The following is a 23028-nucleotide window of genomic DNA, read 5'->3' on the forward strand; positions in this document are numbered from 1 at the left end:
GGACATTTTTTAATCCGAATGAGGACATGATGACGCAATTCGACGATCGCGAACGGGCATTCGAAGCGCAATTCGCACGCGACCAGGAAGTGCAATTCCGGATCACCGCACGCCGCAACCGGCTGGTCGGCGAATGGGCGGCCGAGCGCATGGGCCTGACGCCCGAGGAAACCGACGCTTACGCCAAGGCCGTGGTGCAGGCCGATTTCGAGGAAGCGGGCGACGAGGATGTGATCCGCAAGCTGGCGGGCGATCTGACCGCGGCGCACGTGGAAATCAGCGACGCCGAAATTCGCGAGGCTCTGGGCGAAAAGGCGGTCGAGGCACGGCGCCAGTTCATGGACAGCCAGGGCTGAGGGAGCGCACTGATGGGAATGCGCGAATCGGACTTGCGGGCGATGATCGTCGCGGCCTTCCCCGATGCGGAGGTTTCGATCACCGATCTGGCCGGCGATAATGATCATTATGCCGCGCATGTGGTCAGTGCCGCTTTTCAGGGAATGAGCCGCGTCGCTCAGCACAAGGCGGTCTATTCCGCGCTGGGGGGGCGCATGGGCGGCGAACTTCATGCCTTGCAATTGACGACGGCCATCCCCTCATAGGGGCCATGACTTATTTGCGGCGCGCGTCTGCGCGCCCGACCGGAGATACGACCATGACCGAAGCCACCCCCAGCGCCGTTGGCGACCGCATTGCGAAGCTGGTCGCCGACCATCCTGTTTTGCTGTTCATGAAGGGCACGCCGCTTTTCCCGCAATGCGGCTTTTCGTCGCGCGCGATCGCGATGCTCGACCGCCTCGGCGTCGAATATGAAACCGTCGACGTGCTGCAGGACATGGAAATCCGTCAGGGCATCAAGGAGTTTTCGGACTGGCCGACGATCCCCCAGCTTTATGTGAAGGGCGAGTTTGTCGGTGGATCGGACATCATGATGGAAATGTGGGAAGCCGGTGAGCTTCACACGGCGGTCAGCGACATTCCGCCCCGCGCTGAGTAATATAGCCGCGCAATTGCGCAGATTGACGCCGCCCCTGCTTTTGCGGGGGCGGCGTTTTTCGTGGCGCGCCGCTGCAAGGAAAGAGCATTCGGGGGGCGGGGTCTTTCGACCGCTCGCCCCCCGTTTGCATCGGGGGTAAGTGAAGATATCCCGGGTGGGGGCCGGGGGTGTCAGGGACCAGACCGACACCCCCCGCCGCTCCATTGAGCGGAACACTCGGGAACATATTTACTCATTCAATTGCCATGCCAAATTGCTGTCCCCGGCGATTTCGGCGCCACATGATGGTTAGCATTTTCCTAACGCCGCCCTGCCCTGTAAAGAAATCCGACACCGTCCCATTCATGTCGCATTCAGGCTATTGACTACATTTGTAGTCGATGTAGATGAAGGCGCCAAAGGGAGGGGTTCCGCAATGGCCGAGAGAGCAAGCGATTCAGAGATGCAGGTGCTGTCGGCGCTGTGGGAAGATGCCCCGCAGACCGCTGCCGAGCTGACGGGCCGCATCGGCAAGCTCAACGGATGGACGCAGGCGACGGTCAAGACGTTGCTCGCCCGGCTGGTTCAGAAGGGTGCGGTGAAGGCGGAGGCTGATGGCCGGCGCTTTCTCTATCGCCCCGCCGTCGATCGTGCAGAGGCGGTGGGCGATGAATCGCAGCGCTTCGTCGATCGGCTGTTCGGTGGCCGGGTCAGCCCGTTGATCGCCCATCTCGCACAGCGTGAAGCGCTGTCGGACACCGATATTGCAGAGATTGAGGCGCTGCTGAGGAAGCTCAAGTCATGAGCATCGCGATGCTGCTTCAGGCGTGGGCCGACACGCTCGTCACCACCGCCGCGCTCGTCCTGCTGGTGCTGCTGATCCGCAAGCCTTTCGCCCGTCATTTTGGTCCTCGACTTGCCTATACGCTGTGGCTCGTGCTCGCGCTGCGGCTGGCGCTTCCGCCGCTGCCTTTTGGCGAGGCCGTGGTCGTCGATACGGTGGCGACACAGCAACCGTCCGTCGGTGCCTATCTGATCCCGGTCGATGCGATGGCGGCGGCGCCTGCCGCCGCGCCGCTCTGGACGTTCGCCGACCTGCTGCCGATCCTGTTTGCCGTCTGGGCCGTCGGTGTCCTGACCGTCCTCGTCGCGGCGATGCTGTCGCACCGGCGCTTTCTGCGGACCGTTCTTGGCGAAGCGGTGAAGCTTGAGCCGATCGGCAAGATCCGGCTGGTGATGACCGATGCGGTCGATGGTCCGGTCGCCTTTGGCCTGCTGCGCCGTTATGTCGCGGTGCCCCATGACTTTTTTGCCCGCTACGTCGCCGACGAGCGCGCGCTCGCGATCGACCATGAACTGGCGCACCACCGCCATGGCGATTTATGGGCCAATGCCGCCGCTTTGCTGTTGCTCGCCGCGCAATGGTTCAATCCTTTCGCCTGGCGGGCGATCCGCGCCTTTCGTTTCGATCAGGAGGCCGCGTGCGATGCCCGGGTGCTGACGATGGCCGACACCGGACCGCGCGAAGTGCGGACCGCACGCTATGCGACCGCCATTGCCAAGTCCGCGATGGGCTCGCGGCTGTCGCTCGCGGCGCCGATGGCGGTCCATGACAATCTGCAGGAACGGCTGACGATGCTGATGCAGCAGGATGTTTCGAAACAGCGCGGCCTCGTCGGTCGGTTGCTGGTCGGCAGCGCGACGCTCGCGGTACTGGCGACAACGGCGACGCTGGTTCCCGCCGGTATTGCGAATGCGAGCGTCGAGGCAGGCGATTTGATTGTCCCGCCAGAACCGCCGACGCCGCCGGCCCCGCCCGAGGCGCCCGTTCCACCGGAGCCGGTCGAGGGCGTGGATCATGTCATGCACTTCACCTCGCACGGCGCTGGCGAAGCGGTCGCGGCGAATGGCGAAACCCACCGTCAGCTAACCCGTACCGTGGTGCGGACCGAGGTCGATGATGACGACACGGCTCCGGCAAAGCGGCAGGTCGATATTCGCGTGCCCGGCAACCTCTCGCGCGCCGAGATTCTCGCGACTTTGAGAGAGCAGGGCGTGACCGGCGACCGCGCCAATATGATCGCCGACCGGCTGGACGCGAAACATAAGGAGCGTTTCCGTGTCGTGATCCCGCCGATCCCTCCAGTTCCGCCGGTCAAGGTTCCGCCCGTTCGGGTTTCGGGCTGGGACAAGTTCGGTGAAAAGGTGACCCCCGTGACCAGTTGCAGGGCCGGAAAAAAATCGCTGCCGATCGTCAACGTCGAAAACCGCAACGGCAAAAACTACAGCCGTGTCACGGTGGCCAGTTGCAGCGATGCGGCGGGAATTTCGGTGGCGCAGATTGCTGCGCTGAAAGAGACCCGCGACGATTTCATCCATGGAGATGGATCGCGGGGGCTGTCCGCCGAAATTCGTGCTCAGGTCGCCGCCGATTTGAACCGCGCAATTGCCGATATGGAGCGGGCGAGCAGGTAGGGCCGCGCGTCACAAGGTTTGTGTCACCGATCCGAAGTCCCTTTCGAGGTCGGCGACCGGGGTGGGGAAGGGAGCGGCATGGCCGTTCCCTTTTCTCGTTCCAGCCCTTTTCCTTTCGCATCCGCGATGCCACATGGATGATGTGAGCGAAGAAAAACCCTGGCCCGACACGATCCGCGCCGGCGATTGCGAACAGCATGAGCCGCTGGTGCGCCGCGTCCTCGCGCCCAACCCGTCCCCCTATACCTTCACCGGAACCCAGACCTGGATTGTCGGCGCGGGAAGCGATGTCGCGGTGATCGACCCCGGTCCGACGGGATCGGGGATGAGCGTCGGCGATCCGGGCGACGCCAATGGTGTGGGCCATGTCGAGGCGATCCTGCGCGCCACGGAAGGCCAGCGCATTGCCGCCATCCTGTGCACCCACACCCACCGCGATCACAGTCCCGCCGCGGCGCCGCTGAAGGCCGCGACAGGCGCGCCGATCATCGGCTGCGCGCCGCTCGCGCTTCGCGACGACGGGCCGCGTGCCGATTCGGCGTTCGATCCCGATTATGCGCCCGACCGGGTGCTGGCTGATAGCGAACGGATTTCGGGCGACGGCTGGACGCTCGAAGCGATCGCGACCCCGGGGCACACGTCGAACCACCTTTGTTTCGGGCTCGTCGAAAGCGGTGCATTATTTACCGGCGATCATGTCATGGCGTGGTCGACCAGCGTCGTCAGTCCTCCCGACGGCGATATGGCGGCCTATATGGCCAGCCTGTCGAAGCTTTATGAACGCGACGATCGCATCTATTATCCCGCGCATGGTCCCGCTGTGACCAAGCCTCGCCAGCTTGTGCGCGGCATGCTTGGCCACCGCCGCCAGCGTGAGCGGCAGATTTTGCGCGAGCTGGAAAAGGGAACCGCTGTGATCCCCGTCATGGTGGCGCATATGTACAAGGGCCTGGACCCACGGCTGACTGGCGCGGCCGGCCGCTCGGTGCTTGCGCACCTGCTCGATCTCCAGTCGCGGGGGATCGTGCGGGCGCAGGAAGATGAATGGGAACTCGCCTGAATGTTGTGGACGCTTTTGATCGCCGCCGCCCAGCCGGCTGTGGTGGCCGATCCCGCCGTCATCGCGCTGGTGGCGGGGGAGGGCAATCAGCTATGCCTGCCCGACAAGAGCCTGTGTTTCGACCTTCCGGCCCCCGAGGTGGGTGGTCATTTGCAGGTGGCCTCGCCGGGCGGCGAGGCGGGTGATTGGTCGCTGCCTTTCGTCCCGAACGAGGGCGATGCTTTGACGCTTTGGCCGCATCTGATTGCCGTACCGCCGCACGACGGCGCCGCGCCGGAATCACGCCAATATCTGATCGGCGTCGTCACGACGCAGAGCGCGATGTATTCTGGCGGCGGCGGTTCGGGCAGCCGCTTGCACCTATTACGCCTCGATACATCGCCGTCGATGATAGATGTTGGCGATGAAGTGCTCGACGTCGTCTGGGACAGTTCACTCCTGATCCGCGCCTGTTTTTCGGAAAAGGATATGGAGGATCGGCTCGGCGCTTGCCACGACGATTATGGTTTCAAGGCTACGCTGACGGTCGCCCCCCATGATGGCGGCGAACTTCCGGCGCTTACCTATCGCAGCTTCGCCACCGCCTATCCGCAAACCTCGCGGCGTACAGAAGATAACAGCGGTCAGAAACTGAAGAAGAGCGACCTTGCCCAATGGAGCGATCCCGAGTGCAGCTACACCCGGACGCTCCGCTATAACCCCGCGACGTCGCGCTATGAAATGGACCGGCCGGCGCCCGATTGTTCGAGTTATACAACGCCATGACCACGACTTCATCTTCCTCGCGTATCGTCTCGCGCCTGATCCTGCTCGCGGCAGCGCTGGTGTTGCTGCTGGCCGCCTGGTGGATGGTCTCTGCATGGCGTGACTGGCAAAAGGGCTATGACCCCGAAACCGTGGTCGCCGCCAGCCTTCAGGGGCTTCAGGAACAGAATATCCTCGTGCCCTTCACCGCGCGCTATGTCGCCGTGGTGACCTCGACGCAGAGCCGGCTGGGGCTCAGCGCCAAAAAGACGCTGATCATGCCGGGAACGGTCCGCTATGAAGTCGATCTTGGCAAGCTTAAGCAATCGGACCTCGACTGGGATGCGACGACCAATGCGCTGACCGTCACGCTGCCGCCGCTCCGTCTCGCGGGACCGGAAATCGACATCGACGCGATCAGCGAATTTCGCGACGGTGCGATCCTGCTGACGCTCACCGACGCCGAACAGACGCTCGACGCGGCCAATCGCAAGGCCGCGCAGGACGAGTTGATCAAGCAGGCGAAGGGAACGACGCCGATGCGGCTCGCGCAGGGCGCGGCGCGCACCGCCATCGAACAAAGCTTTGCCATGCCGCTCAAGGCTGCCGGGATCGATGCCAAAGTAACGGCGCGCTTCGCCAACTAAATCTGTGCTGTTCGCGCTGTCGCTGTTGCGCTAGATATTTCGCCGGGTCCGGCCAGTGGGGAAAATGGCATGGCGACAACGGTAACAGGTGCAGTGCGCGCCGAGCGTTTCTGGCAACGAATGGCCATTGGCCTCGCGATTTTCATTGTCTTCGGCTTTCTGCAATTCGCGGCGCGCGGGGTCGTCGATCCGGCAAAGGCGCCATTCTGGGTGCATATGCATGCTGTCGCGATGCTCGGCTGGCTGGCGCTACTGATTGCCCAGCCGACCCTGGCGTCGCAGGGCAATCTGGCGCTTCATCGCCGGCTCGGGTGGATTGGCGCGGCACTCGCGCTTTTCATCGTGTGCCTCACCATTTTTACCGGCATCGCGTCGCTGGAACTGCGCCGCTTTCCACCCTTTTTCACGCCGCCCTATTTTCTGGTTCTGACCACGGTCGAGGCGCTGGTCTTTGGCGCCGTGGTGGCCTGGGCGATCCGCCGTCGCCGTGCCACCGACTGGCACCGCAGGCTGATGATGGGCGCGACGATCGTCCTGCTCGAGCCCGCGCTGGGTCGAATTCTTCCGATGCCGCTGATGATCGGCTGGTCCGACGTGCCGATCGCCCTGTGTCAACTCGCGGTCGTCGCTATCATCGCGGGCCACGACCGGCGAACGCTGGGATATGTCCATCCGGCAACAAAGGCGGTTGCCGCCATTGTCGTTGGGGTACGCATCACCATCTATTTGCTGCCGATGGCGCCGCCCATTATCGCGCTGGCCGAAAGGCTCGCTGGCGGCTGACGCCGCGTTGCCCTGTCGGCGGACGCGGTGTAGGGGGACGTCGGGCACAAGCCATATAAGGACAAGCCATGACTGCTCCCATCCGCGAGAATCTTTCGGGTCTCGACCTGCGCGCTGAAATCGACCGGCTCCGCAAGGAACGCAACGCCGTCATTCTGGCGCATTATTACCAAAAGCCCGAGATTCAGGATCTCGCCGATTTCGTCGGCGACAGCCTCGAACTGTCGCGCAAGGCGGCGGATACCGACGCCGATGTCATCGCCTTTTGCGGCGTGAAATTCATGGCCGAGACCGCGAAGATATTGTCGCCGGAAAAGATCGTCATCCTGCCCGACATGGACGCCGGTTGCAGCCTGGAAGACAGCTGCCCGCCCGAACAGTTCGCGCGCTTCCGCGCTCAGCATCCCGACCATATCGCGCTGACCTACATCAACTGCTCGGCGGCGGTGAAGGCATTGAGCGACATCATCGTCACCTCGTCGAGCGCCGAGACGATCATCAGCCAGCTGCCCGCGGACCAGAAGATCATCTTCGGCCCCGACCGCCATCTTGGCGGTTATATGAACCGCAAGTTCGGGCGCGACATGTTGCTGTGGCCGGGTGTGTGCATCGTCCATGAGGCATTCAGCGAGACCGAGCTTCTGAAGCTGAAGGCGCAGCATCCGGGCGCTCCCGTCGCAGCGCACCCCGAATGCCCGCCCTATATTGTCGATCATGCCGACTATGTCGGATCGACCAGCGGCATCTTGCAATTTGCCAAGACATTTGAAGGCGATACGCTGATCGTTGCGACCGAACCGCACATCATCCATCAGATGGAACTGGCGATCCCGGAGAAGAATTTCATCGGCGCGCCGGGGGCCGACGGCAACTGCAACTGCAACATCTGCCCCTATATGGCGCTCAACACGATGGAAAAACTCTACATCGCGCTGCGCGACCTGTCGCCGCGGATCGAGATGGATGAGGAACTGCGACTGGGCGCGCGCAAAAGCCTCGACCGGATGCTCGAAATGGCATCGGGGACGCTCGGCAAGGGCGATCTCGGCCAGCGATAAATTGCACGGCAGTCGGCGGGGCGAGAAGCACCCGCCGACCGTTGGTGATTGCCTTCTGCGAAAAAGGCCATAGGTTCCGTCGTCTAAGGCGCGAGTCTCGCCTTCTGTGCGAGCGCCGAACGGCGAATATTTGCGTCCTGGGCAGGAGCATGATCGCATGGCGGAAGATTGGCTGGCGGATGTCAGGAAATATGTCGCGAACGCCGATGAAGCGGTGGTCGGGGCGATCGTCAAATATCTCGGAATAGCGCTTCGAAATCGCGACTCTTCGCTCGTTTCCTTTTCGGATAAAAAGGAAACCGACCGGGTCCGCGAAAACTTCCTCAAAAAGAAGCTCGGGCTGACCCACGACGATGCGGCGCTCGACGCCGCGATCGCCGATGTCGGCGTGCAGATGAAGGGCGACCGGACCAAGAACCGCGTCACCGTCTATTATCTTCTCGCGCAGCATTTCGGCCTGCTCAATATTTTCGGCGGCGTCGCGGGCGCGGCAGCTGCCGGGGCGGCCGGGGCTGCCGGTGCCGCAGCGGCTTTGGGTTCGCTTGGCGGCGATGATGACGACGGCAAGGTGGATCGCGATACGGCTTCCGTGGCGCCACTCGCGGCGGCGGGGCTGGGCGGTGCTGCGGGGGCGGCTGCTGCGCCCGCCCCGGCTGCAGCTGCGGCCCCGCCAGCGCCGGTAGCGGCCTCGCCCGCGCCAACGGCTCCGCCACCGGCTTCGGCCGCGCCGCAGAACGCCTATTCGAGCGTGGAGGATGAAAAGTCCGGCGGCGGCATGGGGTGGTTGCCTTGGCTGCTGCTCGGTTTGCTGTTGCTGGCGCTGCTCTTCTTCGGGCTGCGCTATTGCTCGAAACAGGAGGTCGCCGCGCCGGTTGCGAGCGATGCTACAGTCGCTGGCGCGCCGGTCGATCCCGCCGCAGCGACCGGCACGCCCGGTGATGCAACAGTCACGGCGGCGCCTGTTGCTGCGGTTCCTGCGGGCGCGGGGGTGGTTGCCGCTGACCGGCAAGGCAAGCCGTCACTGACGGTCTATTTCGATGTCGGCAAGTCTGCGGTGCATAATGATCTGACCACCGCTGCGGCGGCGGTGAAGGCTTATGTCGCCGGTAACCCCACTGCGACGCTGGCGGTTTCGGGCTTCAACGACCCCACCGGCAATGCCGCCGCGAACGCCGAACTGTCGAAGACCCGGGCGCAAGCGGTCAAGGCCGCGCTCGAGAAGCTGGGGATCGCTGCGGACAAGGTTGTTCTGGCCAAACCCGCCGACACAACGGGAGCGGGCGCGAACGATGCCGAATCGCGCCGTGTCGAAGTGGTGGTGGTCGAGTGACCATCTCTCACCCTTGAAAGCAAAAAGGGGGAAGCGGGGCCTGCGGGTCCCGCTTTTTTTGTCCGGGCAAGACCCGAGTCGTCCGATCGAGTCGCCTTTAAGACCCCCGAAAATGAATCCCAAAATGTTGCGCAGCTGTTACAAAAATGCTGCGCAGCATAGGCATGTTGCTAATGCCCGACTTATCCACAAGCATGGGGGGTCTAAAGCTGTTTTGCGCTGCTTTTTCCTTGGCGGACCCGGCGCTTCATGTCAGCTTCCAATCATCGGACGACAGAGACGTCGGACCGCCGGGACATCAAGGGTGGTTGCAAGACTAGCCTGAAGAGAACGGTCGGATTGGCGAAGAAATTGACCGATAGCCTGATCACGGAACGCAGCGATTCCCACGAGTTGATGTGGACCCGATCGGGTACAGGAAATGCAGTCCATCGCTTGGACCGCGAATGCTTCGGCAGACGCAATGAAAAGATGATGAAGGGCTTTCCAGGTGCGGCCGGCCCCCGAAAGGGGGCCGACCAAACCGTCGCCGGATTGTTCCGGATCGAGCCGCGATATTTCGTTTTGCGGATCGCTGATCGCAAGAGAAGCGGGCCGGGATGAGATAGGGTGGCAACGCCCGGAGCAGAACCGGATAGTGGGGGTTGGCAGCGATGCCGACCCCCATTTCGTATGCCTGCGGCGCATGCCCCGAACCGATATTTTTCCAGCCCTGTGATCCTCGTCACACCCCGATCCAATCGGGTCGCCTAGTCGCGTCCTTGCGACCCAGACTGGTTCCTTGACGGGAACTGATCTCCCTTCCCCGGCCGTGTCCTTCGGGGCCGGCCGGGAACTTTTCGCGCTCCCTGCGATTATCCCTTCATCGTTGAAACGAGGTTCAGGCGCGATCAAGCGCCTGCGCAAGTCGATGGCCGGGCGCTCGCCCGGCCGGTTCAGAAAGGGAGAGATCATGGGCCTCATCATCACCTTGATCGTCGGCGGCGTTATCGGCTGGCTGGCGAGTATCGTCATGCGCACCGATGCGCAGCAGGGGATCATCCTGAACGTCGTCGTAGGCATCGTCGGCGCATTTCTCGGCAATTTCCTCGGCGGCTTCTTCGGGATGGGCGCCAGCCTCGCGGTTTTCAGTCCGGTCGGACTGCTTTGGGCGTTTATCGGCGCGGTGGTCCTGTTGGGGATCATCAATCTTGTGCGACGCGGCAGCGTCCGTTGAACGGTGCGGCGGCGCGTGCGAATTTCGCCCCGCCGCCATATCGAACGCCGCCATATCGCTAGGTGGTTCGGATATTTTGAGTTACCAATGGATTGTCCGCATTCGTCGGGCTTCAATTTGATCGTAAGGGGGTCATGTTATGTTGGATTTCATTATCGCAATCGTCATGGGCGGCGTCATCGGCTGGCTGGCGAGCATCGTTATGAAGACCGATGCGCAGCAAGGCATTTTCCTGAATATCGTCGTCGGCTGTATCGGGTCGATCCTTGGCCGTTTTCTGCTCGGCGGGTTGCTCGGTGGCGGGCATCTGCGCGGCGATGCGTTTGACCCGATGACCTTGCTCACCGCATTTCTCGGCGCGGTGATCTTGCTCGGCATCGTCAATCTGGTGCGCCGCGGCCGCGTCCGCTAGACAGCATTCCACCATCCCCGGGTCCTGCAAAAGGCCCGGCCATAAAGGGCGGCCACCGATGGGTGAGCCGCCCTTTTTACATGCATGTAAACACTGGTAATTGCACCGGGACTTTTGTATTCGACGCGCCTCGACGGGCGGGCCGTGGGCGATGTTTCGCCTCTTGCATGCGGTGGCTTAATTGGATAATACACCTTCAACGGGATCATCGGTCCTGTCTTGCTGGCTGGGGGGATCGCTTTCGAGCGTTGCCGGGCCGGCTGCCGCGAACGGCAGATGAGGAATTCGGCGTGAACTACGAGCGGAAAGTGGATGTGATGGACAGCTTGGCGGGCTCTGCTCAGAGTTATTATGACGAGGCGGACAGCCGTCGCAAGCGCACCCGGCTGATCGTCGCGATGGTGCTGATCGCGCTCGCGCTGGTGGCAACATGGTATGCCTTTACCTCGATCAAGGGGGGGGCGGCCGATGGCGCCGCGGCCGGCGCTGACGGCGCAGCGGCTCCCAATGTCACCGTCGTTATTCCGGGTCGTCAGTCGGTCGAAGCCGTGATCTCCGCCAATGGTGCGATTGCCGCACGGCGCGAAATGCCGGTCGGCGTTGCGGGCGAAGGCGGCGAGGTCGAGCGCGTGCTCGTCGAACCCGGCCAGTGGGTCGGTGCGGGACAGACGCTCGCGATCATCGACCGGTCGGTCCAAACCCAGCAGGCGGCCGCTCTTGCGGCCTCGATCCGCGTGGCACAGGCTGACGCCAGCCTGGCGCAGGCCGAGCTGGAGCGTGCGCAGGCGCTGGTTTCACGCGGCTTTATCTCGAAAGCCGATATGGACCGCAAGCGCGCGACCCGCGATGCCGCCAATGCGCGTGTCCGCGTGGCGCAGGCCCAATATGCCGAGGCGCAGGCGCGCAACGGCCGGCTTAATATCGTCGCTCCGGCGGCGGGCCTTGTCCTGACGCGCGCCGTCGAACCCGGCCAGATCGTCGGAGCGGGCAGCGGCGTGTTGTTCCGCATGGCGAAGGGCGGCGAAATGGAAATGCTGGCGCAGATGGCCGAAGCCGATCTGCAGCGTGTGCCCGTCGGTACCCGTGCCACGGTGACCCCGGTCGGTTCCAACCAGCAAATCGTGGGTCAGGTGTGGCAGGTGTCGCCGGTTATCAATCCCGAAACGCGGCAGGGTCTCGTGCGGATATCGATTCCCTATAGTGCCGCGACGCGCCCCGGCGGCTTTGCCGACGCGCGCCTCGTCTCGGGCACGGCCGAAGCGCCGTTGCTTCCCGAAAGCGCTGTGCAGAGCGGCCCCGAAGGCAATTTCGTCCTGATCGTCGACAATAAAAATGCGATCCAGCGCCGCTCGGTCAAGGTCGGCACGGTCACCGACGCCGGGGTGTCGATCGCCTCGGGGCTGACCGGGACCGAACGGGTTGTCGTCCTCGCGGGCGCCTTCCTCAATCCCGGGGACAAGGTGAAGCCGGTGGTACAGAAGTCGTCGCGATAATCGGCCGGCTACCGGATCGCACACGCATAAATTGCACGCGGACAAGGGCGTTTGAACCATGAACTTTCGTAACATCTCCGCCTGGAGCATCCGCAATCCGGTGCCGCCGATCGTCATGTTCGTCCTGTTGTTGCTGGCGGGCCTTGTCAGTTTCAACCGTATGGACGTGAATGATCAGCCGGACGTCGAATTTCCGGCGGTGCAGGTCGTCGTCGTGCAACCCGGCGCCGCGCCGACCGAGCTTGAGACGCAGGTCACCCAGCGGATCGAGGCGGCGGTGCGCGGCGTCAGCGGCGTCGATGAAATGTCCTCCTATGTCAGTGAGGGCAACAGCCGCACCTTCGTCCAGTTCGCCATCGGGACGCCGATCGACCGCGCCTATAACGACGTCAATCAGGCGGTCTCGCAAATTCGCAGCGACCTGCCCGAAGGTATCCTCGAACCGCAGGTGGTGCGTGTCGACATCGCTGGCGGGCCAATCACCTTTTTCGCGGTCGAAACCTCCGACATGACGCTGGAGCAGCTGTCGTGGTTCGTTGACAATACCGTCGCCAAGGAATTGCTGTCGGTTCCGGGCATGGCGAAGGTCAGCCGTTCGGGCGGCGTCAGCCGCGAAATCCGCGTCATCCTCGATCCTGCGCGGATGCAAAGCTATGGCCTGACCGCCAGTCAGGTGAATCAGCAGCTGCGTCAGGTGAACGTCAACGCCGCAGGCGGGCGCACCGAAATCGCCGGATCCGAACAGGCAGTCCGCGTGCTCGGCAATGCGGAAAACGCCTTTCAGCTCGGCGAAACGCGCATCTCGGTCGGCAACGGCCGCACGATCCGCCTCGCCGACGTCGCCAAGGTCAGCGACGGCTATGCCGAACAGCGCAACGTTGCGATGATCAAGGGACGGCAGGTGCTGTCTTTCTCGATCGAAAAGGCCAAGGGTGCGTCGGACGTCACCGTCCATGACGAAGCGATGAAGAAGCTTGCGGAGATCAAGAAGAACAACCCGCAGGTCAACTTCAAGATCCTCTTCACGCGTACCGATTATACCAAAGAGCAATATAGCAGCTCGATGCTTGCGATGGTCGAGGGCGCGGTGCTCGCGGTCGTCGTCGTCTTCCTGTTCCTGCGCGACTGGCGCGCGACGCTGATCAGCGCGATGGCCATCCCGCTGTCGGCCATCCCGACATTCTGGTTCATGGACATGATGGGCTTTTCGCTGAACAGCCTGTCGCTGCTCGCGCTCAGCCTCGTCGCGGGGGTGCTCGTCGACGATGCGATCGTGGAGATCGAGAATATCGTCAGGCATATGCGAATGGGCAAAACCGCCTATCAGGCATCGATCGACGCCGCCGACGAAATCGGCCTTGCCGTTGTCGCGACGACAATGTCGATCGTCGCGGTCTTCCTTCCCGTTGCCTTGATGCCCGGCATTTCGGGGCAATTCTTCATCCAGTTCGGTATGACCGTTGTCTTTGCGGTGCTGATGAGCCTTGCCGTCGCCCGTATGATTACGCCGATGATCGCCGCCTATTTCCTGTCCGCGCAGGGCGAACAGGATCATGCTGGCGGGCCGTGGATCGACCGCTATGAGCGCGTTCTCGGCTGGACCCTCGATAACTCGAAGCACAAGGTCGTGCGCGCTCGCTATCAGGACGAGCCGACCCGGCTCGCCTATTTCGCGGTGCCGTTCGGGCTGGCCATTCTCTATGTCCTCTATGCCATATACGCCTATTTCCAGCCCGTCCCCTTGGGACAGGATGGCCCCAATACGGCACTGTACTTCATGTTGCAGACGCCTTTCGCCGCCATTGCCGTCTTTCTGGTCGCAACCCTTCTTGCGATCCTGCTCGGCGCATTGGCTTGGCGGGTCGGCATGCGGCAATGGGCGTTCACCGGCTGGGCCAATTTCATGCTTCAGCGTGCCTGGGCGCGGTTGTTCGATCATCGTGTGTGGATCGTGGGTATCGGCGGCCTCGCTTTCGCCATCAGCCTGATCTTGTTCGGGACGTTGCCGCAGCAATTCCAGCCGACGATGAACAGCGACTATAGCCAGGTGAAATATGAACTGCCGCCCGGGACGACGCTGGCGCAGAGCGAAAATATCGTCCGGCAGATCGAGGCGATTCTCGACACCGATCCGGTGGTCGAAACCGCATTTTACGACGTCAATATTGCTGGCGGAAACGCCTTTCTGACGCTCAAGAAAGAGCGCCCGATGAGCAGCGTCGAATGGGAACGCAGCCTTCAGCCGAAGCTCGCCGCGATCCCCGATGCGCGGGTGTCGTTCCAGAGCCAGTCGGGCGGCTTTTCGGGGCGCGACATCACGATGGTCGTCGGCGGCGACGATCCGGTCGCGCTTGAACGCCATGCGATGAAAATCGTCGGCGAAATGAGCAAGCTCAAGGAAATTCGCGCGCCACGGATCGAGGGGGATATTCCGCGTCCCGAAATCATCGTCAATCCGCGCATGGACCTTGCCGCTGAACTCGGCGTAACGACCGCAGCGCTCAGCCAGACGATCCGCATCGCGACGCTGGGCGATATCGATCAGAATGCCGCCAAATTCTCGCTGTCCGATCGACAGATTCCGATCCGCGTCCTTCTGTCCGAAGATTCACGCCGCAGCCTTGCGACGATCGAAAATCTGCCGGTGCCGACGTCGGGCGGGACCACCGTGCCGCTGAAGTCGGTGGCGGAAATCGGCTTTGGCGCCGGCCCCACCGAACTGCGCCGCTATAATCAGACACGGCGCATCGTGATCGGCGCCGATCTTGCGCCGGGGCTGGTCACCGGCGACGCGCAGAAAAAGATCGATGCACTGCCTGCGGTCAAGAATATGCCGCAGGGCGTCCGCAAGGTCATTCAGGGTGATCAGAAATGGCAGGCCGAACTGGCGGTGAATTTCGCAATCGCAGTCGTATCGGGTCTCGCCCTCGTCTTTTCGACGCTGGTATTGCTCTATCGCCGCTTCCTGTCGCCACTGGTCAATATGTCGTCGCTGTTGCTGGCGCCGCTTGGCGGGCTGCTCGGGCTTTGGATTACCGGCATGGAAATCTCGATGCCCGTCTATATCGGCCTTCTCATGCTGCTCGGCATCGTTGCCAAAAACTCGATCCTGCTCGTCGATTTTGCGATCGAGGAGATGGATCATGGCGTCGCGAAGCGCGAGGCGCTGCTCGACGCGGGACGCAAGCGTGCACAGCCGATCGTGATGACGACGGTGGCAATGGTCGCAGGCATGGTGCCGACCGCGCTCTCGCTGTCGGGCGACGGCGCATGGCGTGCGCCGATGGGGGTTGTCGTCATCGGCGGCCTCATCCTGTCGACGTTGCTGACGCTGCTGATCGTGCCGGCGGGCTTCAGCTTGGCCGACAGCATCGAAAAGCGCCTTGGCCGCTTCTTCTCGAACAACCTGCTCACCTATAAAAAGGGCGACGACACAAAGCCGCACGGCGAACCCGCGCCGCAGCCCGCAGAGTGACGGCTGGCCGCGACCCTTTGGCGGGTCGCGGCCGCGCCGGTTGCAACCTTTGCCGCGCTTCGCCATTGGTTGCGCATGACTGAAAGCCTATTGCCCGTCGTAGAGCCGCCGCGTCCGCATCCGCCGGGCTTCGGCGTCGCCGTTCCGACCGGCGGGCTCAACATCCGCGTCGTCGCGACGGGCCTGCTCGTCGTCATGGCGCTGGTCTTCATCGGCGCGAAATATTTTCAGGATGTTCACCCGGTAGTCGGCTTCGTCCGCGCCTTTGCCGAGGCCGCGATGGTTGGCGGGCTTGCCGACTGGTTCGCGGTGACTGCTTTGTTCCGTCACCCGATGGGACTGCCGATCCCGCACACCGCCATCGTTCCGCGTAACAAGAACCGCATCGGCGACACGCTCGCGCGCTTCCTTCTGACCAATTTCCTGCTGCCGCGCCTGATCGCGCGCAAGATGCAGACGGTCGACGTCGCGGGCGCGGTCGGCAAATTCCTGTCGGAGCCGGGCGAGGGCGGGGGACGGCTGCGGCTGGGCGCGTCGCGGATCATCGCCGACGGGCTCGGCGCGCTCGACCAGCAACGGCTGGGCGGCATCGTCAAATCGGCGATCGCCGACCGGCTGCGCGAACTCGATATAGCGCCGCTGCTTGGTCAGGCGTTGCAAGCGGCGCTCGCCGAGGGGCGGCACCAGCCGCTGCTCGATGCGATGGTCAAATGGGGATCGAAGACGCTCGAACTCAACGACCATCTCATTCACCAGATGGTCCACGACAACAGCAACGCGATCGTGCGTTTCACCGGGCTCGATGAAAGCATTTCGAACCGGATCGTCGCGGGTCTGTCAAAGCTGCTCAGCGAAATGGCGGTCGATGAGACGCATCCCCTGCGCATCCGGGTCGAGGAAGGCCTCGCCAAAATGGCGCTCGACCTGCAGCACGACCCCGAAGTCAAGGCGAAGGTCGCCAAGGTCCGCGACGAATTGCTCGAGAATAAGGCGGTCAAGCGCTGGCTCGACGGATTGTGGGAACAGGGCCGCAGTGCGCTGCTCAAGGCGGCGCGCGATCCCGAAACCATGCTGGCCGGGCGGATCGGCGAACTGGTCACCCAGTTCGGCGCGATGCTGGGCGAGGATGCGTCGATCAAACGCACGCTCAACCGCTACGCGCGCCGTGCGGTGGTCGGCGTCGTCGACAGCTATGGCGAGACGGCGCTGAAACTGGTGTCGGACACGGTCCGCGGCTGGGATGCCAAGACGATCACCGACCGGCTGGAAAATGCCGTCGGCGACGACCTCCAATATATCCGCATCAACGGGACGCTGGTCGGCGGTTTGGTCGGCGTGCTGATCCACACGGTGGATGTGCTGCTATAATCTCATTGCCTCCTTTTTCCGTCATCCCCGCGAAGGCGGGGATCCAGCTTTTTCAAGATGTTGCATAGCTGGACCCCCGCCTTCGCGGGGGTGACGGGTCAGGGAGAGGCTGCGATTGCCGCCAGTCCCTCGCGGTAGGTCGAAAGGCGCGGCGCCCAGCCGAGCAGCCGTTTCGCCTTGCCATTCGCGACACGGCGGTTCTCGGCATAAAAGGCCAGCGCCGCCGGAGACAGGCCCGCCTCTTCCAGCGATTGCAGCGGCGGCAATGGCGCGCCGAGCATCGCGCAGCCCCATTCGATCAACCGGTTCTGGTGGCAGGGCTCGTCGTCGGCGAGGTTATAGACCCCCGCCGGACCCGCGAAGGACGCGATCACGCCGCTCGCCAGATCGTCGACATGGATGCGGCTGAAGACCTGATCGGGCAGGTCGATGCGATGCGCGCGGCCCTCGCGAATGCGGTCGAGGGTCGAGCGGCCGGGACCATAGATGCCGGGCAAGCGAAACACCGAAACATCGCCGCGCAATTGCTGCCAGGCCGCATCGGCGGCGTTGCGGTCGGGGCGGCGGCCGGTAACCGGCGCGCCTTCATCGACCCACGCGCCGCCCGCATCGCCATAGACGCCGGTCGAGGAGAGGTAGCCGACCCACTGCGCGGGGGCCAGGGCGATCGCTTCGCCATAGCGCGCGAGTACCGGATCTGCCCCTTCGGCGGGCGGCACCGACGACAGGATATGCGTCGCCGAACGCAGCGCCGCGAGCACCGCGGCCTCGTCGGCAAAGGCGATGCTGTCGCCTCTGCCGTCGCGGGTCGTCCCGGTCACGTCCCACCCGCGCGCGGTGAGGCGGCTCGCCAGATGGCCGGCGGCATAGCCCAGCCCGAAAATCACTATCTGTCCCATGGCGCGCCTTATTGCGCGCCCGGCGCCCCGCGCCTAGACCCCATCACATGACCGACGCCTCCTCCACGCCCGCCATTCCCGTCACCATCCATCGCGGCGACTACCGCCCACCCGAATGGCAGGTGCCCGACATCGCGCTCGATTTTGCGCTGGGGATCGACGCGACGAAGGTGGTCGCGAGCCTGTCGGTCGTGCGCCACGCCGACGCGCCCGCGCCGCTACTGCTGCGCGGCGACGGGATCACGCCCGCCGAAGTGCGCGTCGATGGTGCGGTGTGGAACGACTGGCGGATGGATGGCAGCGATCTGATCATCGACCTCGGTGAACGGACAGCCGCGGCGGTCGAGATTGATACCGTCGTCAACCCGGCGTCGAACACCCAGCTTATGGGCCTTTATGCCTCGAACGGCATGCTCTGCACCCAGTGCGAGGCCGAGGGGTTCCGCCGGATCACCTTCCACCCCGACCGTCCCGATGTGCTCAGCCGCTACAAGGTTCGCATGGAAGGCGACAAGGCGGCATTCCCGATCCTGCTGTCGAACGGCAACTGCATCGAACAGGGGGAAGGCGAAGGCGGTAAACACTGGGCCTTGTGGGAAGACCCGTGGCCCAAGCCTTCCTATCTCTTCGCGCTCGTCGCGGGCGACCTTGTCGTCAACAAGGACAGTTTCACCACCATGTCGGGCCGAGAGGTCGAACTCGGCATCTGGGTTCGCGCGGGCGACGAGGACCGCACCGGCCATGCGATGCAGGCGCTCAAGGACAGCATGGCATGGGACGAGCGCGTCTATGGCCGCGAATATGACCTCGACCTGTTCAACATCGTCGCGGTCAGCGATTTCAACATGGGGGCGATGGAGAATAAGGGGCTCAACGTCTTCAACACCCGCTACATCCTCGCGGACCCCGACACCGCGACCGACGTCGATTATGACGGGGTCGAGGGCGTCGTCGCGCATGAGTATTTCCACAATTGGTCGGGCAACCGCGTCACCTGTCGCGACTGGTTCCAGCTTAGCCTGAAAGAGGGCTTCACCGTCTATCGCGACCAGAGTTTCTCGGCCGATATGGGATCGCCCCCGGTCAAGCGGATCGAGGATGTTCGTCTGCTCCGCGCCGCGCAATTCCCTGAGGATGCGGGACCGCTTGCGCATCCGATCCGCCCTGACAGCTATCAGGAAATATCGAACTTCTACACCGCGACCATCTATAACAAGGGTGCCGAGATCATCCGCATGATGGCGACGATGGTCGGCCCCGAACGCTTTCGGAAGGGCACCGATCTCTATTTCGACCGCCACGACGGGGAAGCTGCAACCTGCGAGGATTTCGTGCGCGCGATCGAGGATGGCGCGGGCATCGACCTGACGCAATTCCGCCTCTGGTACAGTCAGGCCGGGACGCCGCGGATCACCGCGCGCATCGCGACCGACGAAAGCAATGGCGAACGCACGCTGCATCTTTCACAGCATATGCCGGCGACCGCGGGGCAAGCCGACAAGGCGCCGATGCTCATCCCGCTGCGGATCAAGGCTTATGATCTGGATGGCGGTCATGCGACGGAGGAAGAACAGCTGATCCTCCTCGATCGCGCCGAAATGGCGGTCCCGCTCGGTCACTATCGCAGCACGCCGATGCTCTCGCTCAACCGCGGTTTCTCGGCGCCGGTGATCGTCGAATTCGCGCGCGAAGAGGGCGAGCTGGAATGGCTCGCGGCCAATGACGACGATCCGTTCGCCCGCTATGAGGCGCTGCAGCAGTTGATGCTCGACACGCTCGTTGCTGCGGTTTCGGGCAAGCCGCATGACGGCGGGGCGGTGATTGCCGCTATTGGGCAGACGCTCGCCAGCGCGACCACCGACCCGGCCTTCGTTGCCGAGGCGGTGCTGCTGCCCAGCGAGGCCTTCATCGGCGACCAGATGCTGATCGTCGATCCCGATGCCATCCGGCGCGAGCGATTGGCGCTGCAGGGAGCGATCGGCGCCGCGCTCGAAAGCGAATGGCGTGCGATCCTTGACCAGCCCGCTCCGGCCGCGACCGAACTGACCCCGCTCGCCAAGGGCGGGCGGCGCCTTCGCGGCGTCGCGCTGGCCTATCTCGCCGCCACCGGCGCAAAGGATGCTTCGGCGCTGGCGTTCGGCATCTTTGACGCCGCCGACGGTATGACCGAACGGCAGGCCGCGCTCGCGACGCTCGCGCACGGCGACAGCAAGGAGCGCGCGCAGGCGCTCGACATTTTCTACCAGCGCTATCGGAACAATCCGCTGGTGCTCGACAAATGGTTTCAGGTGCAGGCGTGGTCGCTGCGTTCCGATACGGTCGCGGCGGTGGCTGCACTGGCACAGCACCCCGACTTCACGCTCACCAACCCCAATCGCGTCCGCTCGCTTTACGGCGCCTTCTCGGCGAATCAGGCCGCCTTCCATCAGGCGGATGGCGCGGGCTATCGCCTGATCGCGGACCTTGTCATCGCGCTCGATCCGAAGAATCCGCAGACTGCGGCACGGATGATCCCGCCCCTCGGCCGCTGGAAACGCTTCGACGACGCCCGCGCCGCGATGATGAAGGCCGAACTGGAACGCATATTGGCGCAGCCGGGCCTGTCGCGCGATGTGACCGAACAGGCGAGCAAGAGCCTGCTGGGGTGATTGGGCGGAATGGGCCCAAAGCAACTGTTTTCCCGCTCAACGGAAAATCACTCTCCCGCGCCTAGGGCAGCCTCCTGAAGTGCGGAGGCTGCCCTAGGCGTCACTTCAGTTCTTTTTTCCTACCACTATGCCACCGCCGAAGCCGCCTCCGCCCACGAGGGAGAAGGTCCCTCCGATTTCGGCGGCAGCGGGGCCATAGAAATAGCCCCCCAAAGTGCTGGAATAGATTCCCCCAGGGTCGCTATTGCCGATATTTCCGTTAAACTGATTGCCTCTGTCAATGGACCCGTTGATGTTGTGGGAGCCAAGGCCTTTGAGAGCGCCAGTGACGACATTTTGCCCGACGGGGTCCATGGAAAAGGCGAATGTACCGGCTGCGAAATTTGCGGCGAAGCTGCTCGTGCCGGAAAGCGAATAGGCGCCACTATTGTCTGCGAACTGCCCGTCGATGTGGGTGCGATAAGATGCGGACCCGGTGCGCGGCATGTCGCTCGCAGTGGTTAGAACGCCATAGGTGAAGAAGGCTGTGTCGACGTCCAATGTGGCGCCATTGTCGGTAATTGTCTGCAAGGCACCATAGCTGGCATAGGTGAGCGCCAGCTCGGTATTGGCGGTGCCCGGATTAAACAGCGCAAGATTTTCTTGTCGGTTGCCACTGCTCTTTTGATAAGAGGTAATCACCGGGCCGCTCGATGCAGCGACACGGTTCGAGGGTGCAAAGGTCGATGGAGGCAGAGTCGTGCCGGTCACCGTGTAGGATTGGGTGTTCGCATCATATTCAATCAGCGCGGCTCCGTGCCCGGTGGGGCCGCGCTGGGTTGCCCCGCCCGTGGCCCGCGCGAAATTATATTGGATGACGGCAGCACGGCCGACAAATTTCTCGCTATACTGCAGGTTCGTGAGAGTGCTGTTGGTGCGCGCAACGGGGGGCAACGGCGTCGATCCCACGTTGCTGCTGCCTCCGCCGCAGGCGGACAGCGCGGTACATGCAAGACTTACTATAACAAGCTTCTGGTAATGCATAATTTTTCCCCCGAGATTGGGCACTGTTTGCCATGAGGGAAATTGCCGTCAAGATTAAATGAGAGAATGGGGGGCGCGGGCCAAAGTTTTTTCTGTATTCGCAGGTGAAATCCCGAGTGGTTCGCTTGAAACAGATTTTCTGGAGAGGATCCGGTCAGAAAAGCCTGCGTCAATGCGCCATATGTTCTTGGGAGTTATTTCTCCCTCTGCCGCTTTGCAAATCAGGTCGAAGAAAACAGCTTCGTTCCGACGACGCCGATGACGATCAGCGCCATGAAGCCGATCTGGATGCCGTTCACCTTCTCGTCGAAATAGACGATTCCGCCGATGATCACGCCGACCGCGCCAAGCCCGGTCCAGATCGCATAAGCCGTCCCGGCGGAGATGCCGCGCATCGCAAAGGCCAGCAGCGCCATGTTTACAAAGCTCAGGGTGATGGGAACGGCCGATGCCTGCCAGGTGCCGACCGTCGCGGCCCATTTCAGGCTGAGGGCCCAGACGATCTCGGTGCACACGGCAATTGCGAGGATGACCCACGCCATATCAATTTCCTTCGAGTTGGCGGGCTCGAGAGAAATGGGCGCAAACCGGAAACCCGAAAGAGGCTGCGCGTATCGACAGGCGATGATGAGCGGGGCCATTAAGGCCGCCGCCGCGAAATGGCAACCCGCGTGCGCGCGGGATGCGGATGAGGTTAGCTACCATTTGTGCGATGCCTCATGCAAACAACCGTCACCCCCGCGAAGGCGGGGGTCGTCATCGGCCTAGCGTAAGGTTGCCAGCGGCCCCGCCTTCGCGGGGGTGACGGTTTAAGCCCCCAGCCAGCCCGCGACGTCGGCGGCGACCTTGTTCGCCGCGCGGGTCAGCGCGGCGCCGGCGGTCTTGGCCTCCACCTTGCCGCCCAGCGCCTCGCGCGCTTCGAAACGCCGCTGGGTAACGCTCTTGCCCGCCGTCGACACCAGCATCGCCTGATAGACAACGACCGCTTCGTTCGTCCGCTCGTCGATGCCGAATTCCATCAGCTGCCCCGCGAGTTGTTCGCCCGGGGCGGTCAGATATTGACCTTCGTCGAGGATGACGCGCGACGTGCGCGCCGACACGGTTTCGGACAGCAGGCGCTGGAACAGGCGCGAGGGCGCCTCGACCCATTGCGCGTCCTTCACATAGGCGACGCTTCCGGCGCCTTGCTGGACCGGGATGCGAACCGTGCGCAGTTTCTGGGGGGCGGAGGGGATGAGGATCGTCATCGTCGCCGCGTCGGTCGCCGTGCGCGCTTCGCCCGTGGTCGGCGCGGCATCGGCGTCGAGTGTCAGCAGAAACGGCGGCGGCTTGGCGCCGAAGCTGACGCACGCCGACAGCGACACGGCGCCAAGGGCGATGAGCAAAGGCGTGCGAAGACGGCGGGGGCGACGGGTCATGGA

The 23028-nt window shown here is 63.3% G+C and carries 22 protein-coding genes; 18 read left to right on the plus strand and 4 right to left on the minus strand.

What is annotated here, in order from left to right; translation table 11 throughout:
- Window positions 1-29 precede the first annotated feature (29 nt).
- The 17 genes from ACSYDV_RS21410 to ACSYDV_RS21490 all read left to right on the plus strand — a co-directional run bounded on the left by ACSYDV_RS21410 (window position 30) and on the right by ACSYDV_RS21490 (window position 17037).
- The gene (locus tag ACSYDV_RS21410; RefSeq protein ID WP_438326103.1) at window positions 30-356 is read left to right on the plus strand and encodes a DUF1476 domain-containing protein; all 327 of its coding nucleotides are present in this window, start codon (window positions 30-32) and stop codon (window positions 354-356) included.
- A gap of 12 nt (window positions 357-368) precedes the next feature.
- The gene (locus ACSYDV_RS21415) at window positions 369-602 is read left to right on the plus strand and encodes a BolA/IbaG family iron-sulfur metabolism protein (protein WP_438326104.1); all 234 of its coding nucleotides are present in this window, start codon (window positions 369-371) and stop codon (window positions 600-602) included.
- 53 nt (window positions 603-655) lie between these two features.
- Window positions 656-997 carry a Grx4 family monothiol glutaredoxin gene (gene grxD / locus ACSYDV_RS21420; RefSeq protein WP_438326105.1) on the plus strand — a complete coding sequence of 114 codons (342 nt, stop codon included), beginning with the start codon at window positions 656-658 and terminating at the stop codon, window positions 995-997.
- Between the two features lie 415 nt (window positions 998-1412).
- On the plus strand, window positions 1413-1781 hold the full coding sequence (locus ACSYDV_RS21425; protein WP_438326106.1) for a BlaI/MecI/CopY family transcriptional regulator: 369 nt from the start codon (window positions 1413-1415) through the stop codon (window positions 1779-1781).
- Complete coding sequence (locus ACSYDV_RS21430; RefSeq protein ID WP_438326107.1) at window positions 1778-3451, plus strand: M56 family metallopeptidase; 1674 nt, start codon at window positions 1778-1780, stop codon at window positions 3449-3451. Before ACSYDV_RS21425 ends, ACSYDV_RS21430 begins: the two co-directional genes overlap by 4 nt.
- 133 nt (window positions 3452-3584) lie before the next feature.
- Complete coding sequence (locus tag ACSYDV_RS21435) at window positions 3585-4511, plus strand: MBL fold metallo-hydrolase (protein ID WP_438326108.1); 927 nt, start codon at window positions 3585-3587, stop codon at window positions 4509-4511.
- Entirely contained in the window at window positions 4512-5276 is a 765-nt protein-coding gene (locus ACSYDV_RS21440) for a hypothetical protein (RefSeq protein WP_438326109.1), read from the plus strand.
- Window positions 5273-5902, plus strand: coding sequence for a DUF4230 domain-containing protein (locus ACSYDV_RS21445; RefSeq protein ID WP_438326110.1), 630 nt, complete (start codon window positions 5273-5275; stop codon window positions 5900-5902). The genes ACSYDV_RS21440 and ACSYDV_RS21445 overlap by 4 nt, the downstream gene beginning before the upstream one ends.
- Window positions 5903-5971: 69 nt before the next feature.
- A complete protein-coding gene (locus tag ACSYDV_RS21450) occupies window positions 5972-6685 on the plus strand; it encodes an adenylate cyclase (RefSeq protein ID WP_438326111.1) in 714 nt (237 codons plus the stop codon).
- A gap of 68 nt (window positions 6686-6753) precedes the next feature.
- Window positions 6754-7743, plus strand: a complete 990-nt coding sequence (gene nadA / locus ACSYDV_RS21455) for a quinolinate synthase NadA (protein WP_438326112.1) — start codon at window positions 6754-6756, stop codon at window positions 7741-7743.
- 157 nt (window positions 7744-7900) lie between these two features.
- Window positions 7901-9073, plus strand: a complete 1173-nt coding sequence (locus ACSYDV_RS21460; protein WP_438326113.1) for a DUF2853 family protein — start codon at window positions 7901-7903, stop codon at window positions 9071-9073.
- Window positions 9074-9412: 339 nt separating this feature from the next.
- The gene (locus ACSYDV_RS21465; protein ID WP_438326114.1) at window positions 9413-9676 is read left to right on the plus strand and encodes a hypothetical protein; all 264 of its coding nucleotides are present in this window, start codon (window positions 9413-9415) and stop codon (window positions 9674-9676) included.
- Window positions 9677-10025: 349 nt separating this feature from the next.
- Window positions 10026-10289 carry a GlsB/YeaQ/YmgE family stress response membrane protein gene (locus ACSYDV_RS21470; RefSeq protein WP_438326115.1) on the plus strand — a complete coding sequence of 88 codons (264 nt, stop codon included), beginning with the start codon at window positions 10026-10028 and terminating at the stop codon, window positions 10287-10289.
- 139 nt (window positions 10290-10428) lie between these two features.
- A complete protein-coding gene (locus ACSYDV_RS21475; RefSeq protein ID WP_438326116.1) occupies window positions 10429-10701 on the plus strand; it encodes a GlsB/YeaQ/YmgE family stress response membrane protein in 273 nt (90 codons plus the stop codon).
- Window positions 10702-10991: 290 nt separating this feature from the next.
- Window positions 10992-12194, plus strand: coding sequence for an efflux RND transporter periplasmic adaptor subunit (locus ACSYDV_RS21480; RefSeq protein WP_438326117.1), 1203 nt, complete (start codon window positions 10992-10994; stop codon window positions 12192-12194).
- Between the two features lie 58 nt (window positions 12195-12252).
- Entirely contained in the window at window positions 12253-15669 is a 3417-nt protein-coding gene (locus ACSYDV_RS21485) for an efflux RND transporter permease subunit (protein WP_438326118.1), read from the plus strand.
- 75 nt (window positions 15670-15744) lie between these two features.
- Window positions 15745-17037 (plus strand): DUF445 domain-containing protein, encoded by a 1293-nt coding sequence (locus tag ACSYDV_RS21490; RefSeq protein ID WP_438326119.1) that lies wholly within the window; start codon window positions 15745-15747, stop codon window positions 17035-17037.
- 98 nt (window positions 17038-17135) lie between these two features.
- Here ACSYDV_RS21490 and ACSYDV_RS21495 read toward each other — a convergent pair whose 3' ends face one another.
- The gene (locus ACSYDV_RS21495; RefSeq protein WP_438326120.1) at window positions 17136-17936 is read right to left on the minus strand and encodes a Rossmann-fold NAD(P)-binding domain-containing protein; all 801 of its coding nucleotides are present in this window, start codon (window positions 17934-17936) and stop codon (window positions 17136-17138) included.
- A 47-nt stretch (window positions 17937-17983) separates the two neighbouring features.
- Between ACSYDV_RS21495 and pepN the strand changes: the two genes are divergently transcribed.
- On the plus strand, window positions 17984-20584 hold the full coding sequence (gene pepN / locus ACSYDV_RS21500; RefSeq protein ID WP_438326121.1) for an aminopeptidase N: 2601 nt from the start codon (window positions 17984-17986) through the stop codon (window positions 20582-20584).
- Window positions 20585-20689: 105 nt separating this feature from the next.
- On the opposite strand, the gene ACSYDV_RS21505 is transcribed toward pepN, so the two are convergent.
- From ACSYDV_RS21505 to ACSYDV_RS21515, 3 genes are all read right to left on the minus strand, one after another.
- Window positions 20690-21631: a transferrin-binding protein-like solute binding protein gene (locus tag ACSYDV_RS21505; protein WP_438326122.1), complete on the minus strand. Its 942-nt coding sequence runs from the start codon at window positions 21629-21631 to the stop codon at window positions 20690-20692.
- A gap of 197 nt (window positions 21632-21828) precedes the next feature.
- The gene (locus ACSYDV_RS21510) at window positions 21829-22149 is read right to left on the minus strand and encodes a DMT family transporter (protein ID WP_438326123.1); all 321 of its coding nucleotides are present in this window, start codon (window positions 22147-22149) and stop codon (window positions 21829-21831) included.
- Between the two features lie 267 nt (window positions 22150-22416).
- Entirely contained in the window at window positions 22417-23025 is a 609-nt protein-coding gene (locus ACSYDV_RS21515; RefSeq protein WP_438326124.1) for an ABC-type transport auxiliary lipoprotein family protein, read from the minus strand.
- Window positions 23026-23028 lie beyond the last annotated feature (3 nt).

Source organism: Sphingopyxis selenitireducens, from assembly GCF_051550705.1.
In the GTDB taxonomy this organism is placed as follows: domain Bacteria; phylum Pseudomonadota; class Alphaproteobacteria; order Sphingomonadales; family Sphingomonadaceae; genus Sphingopyxis.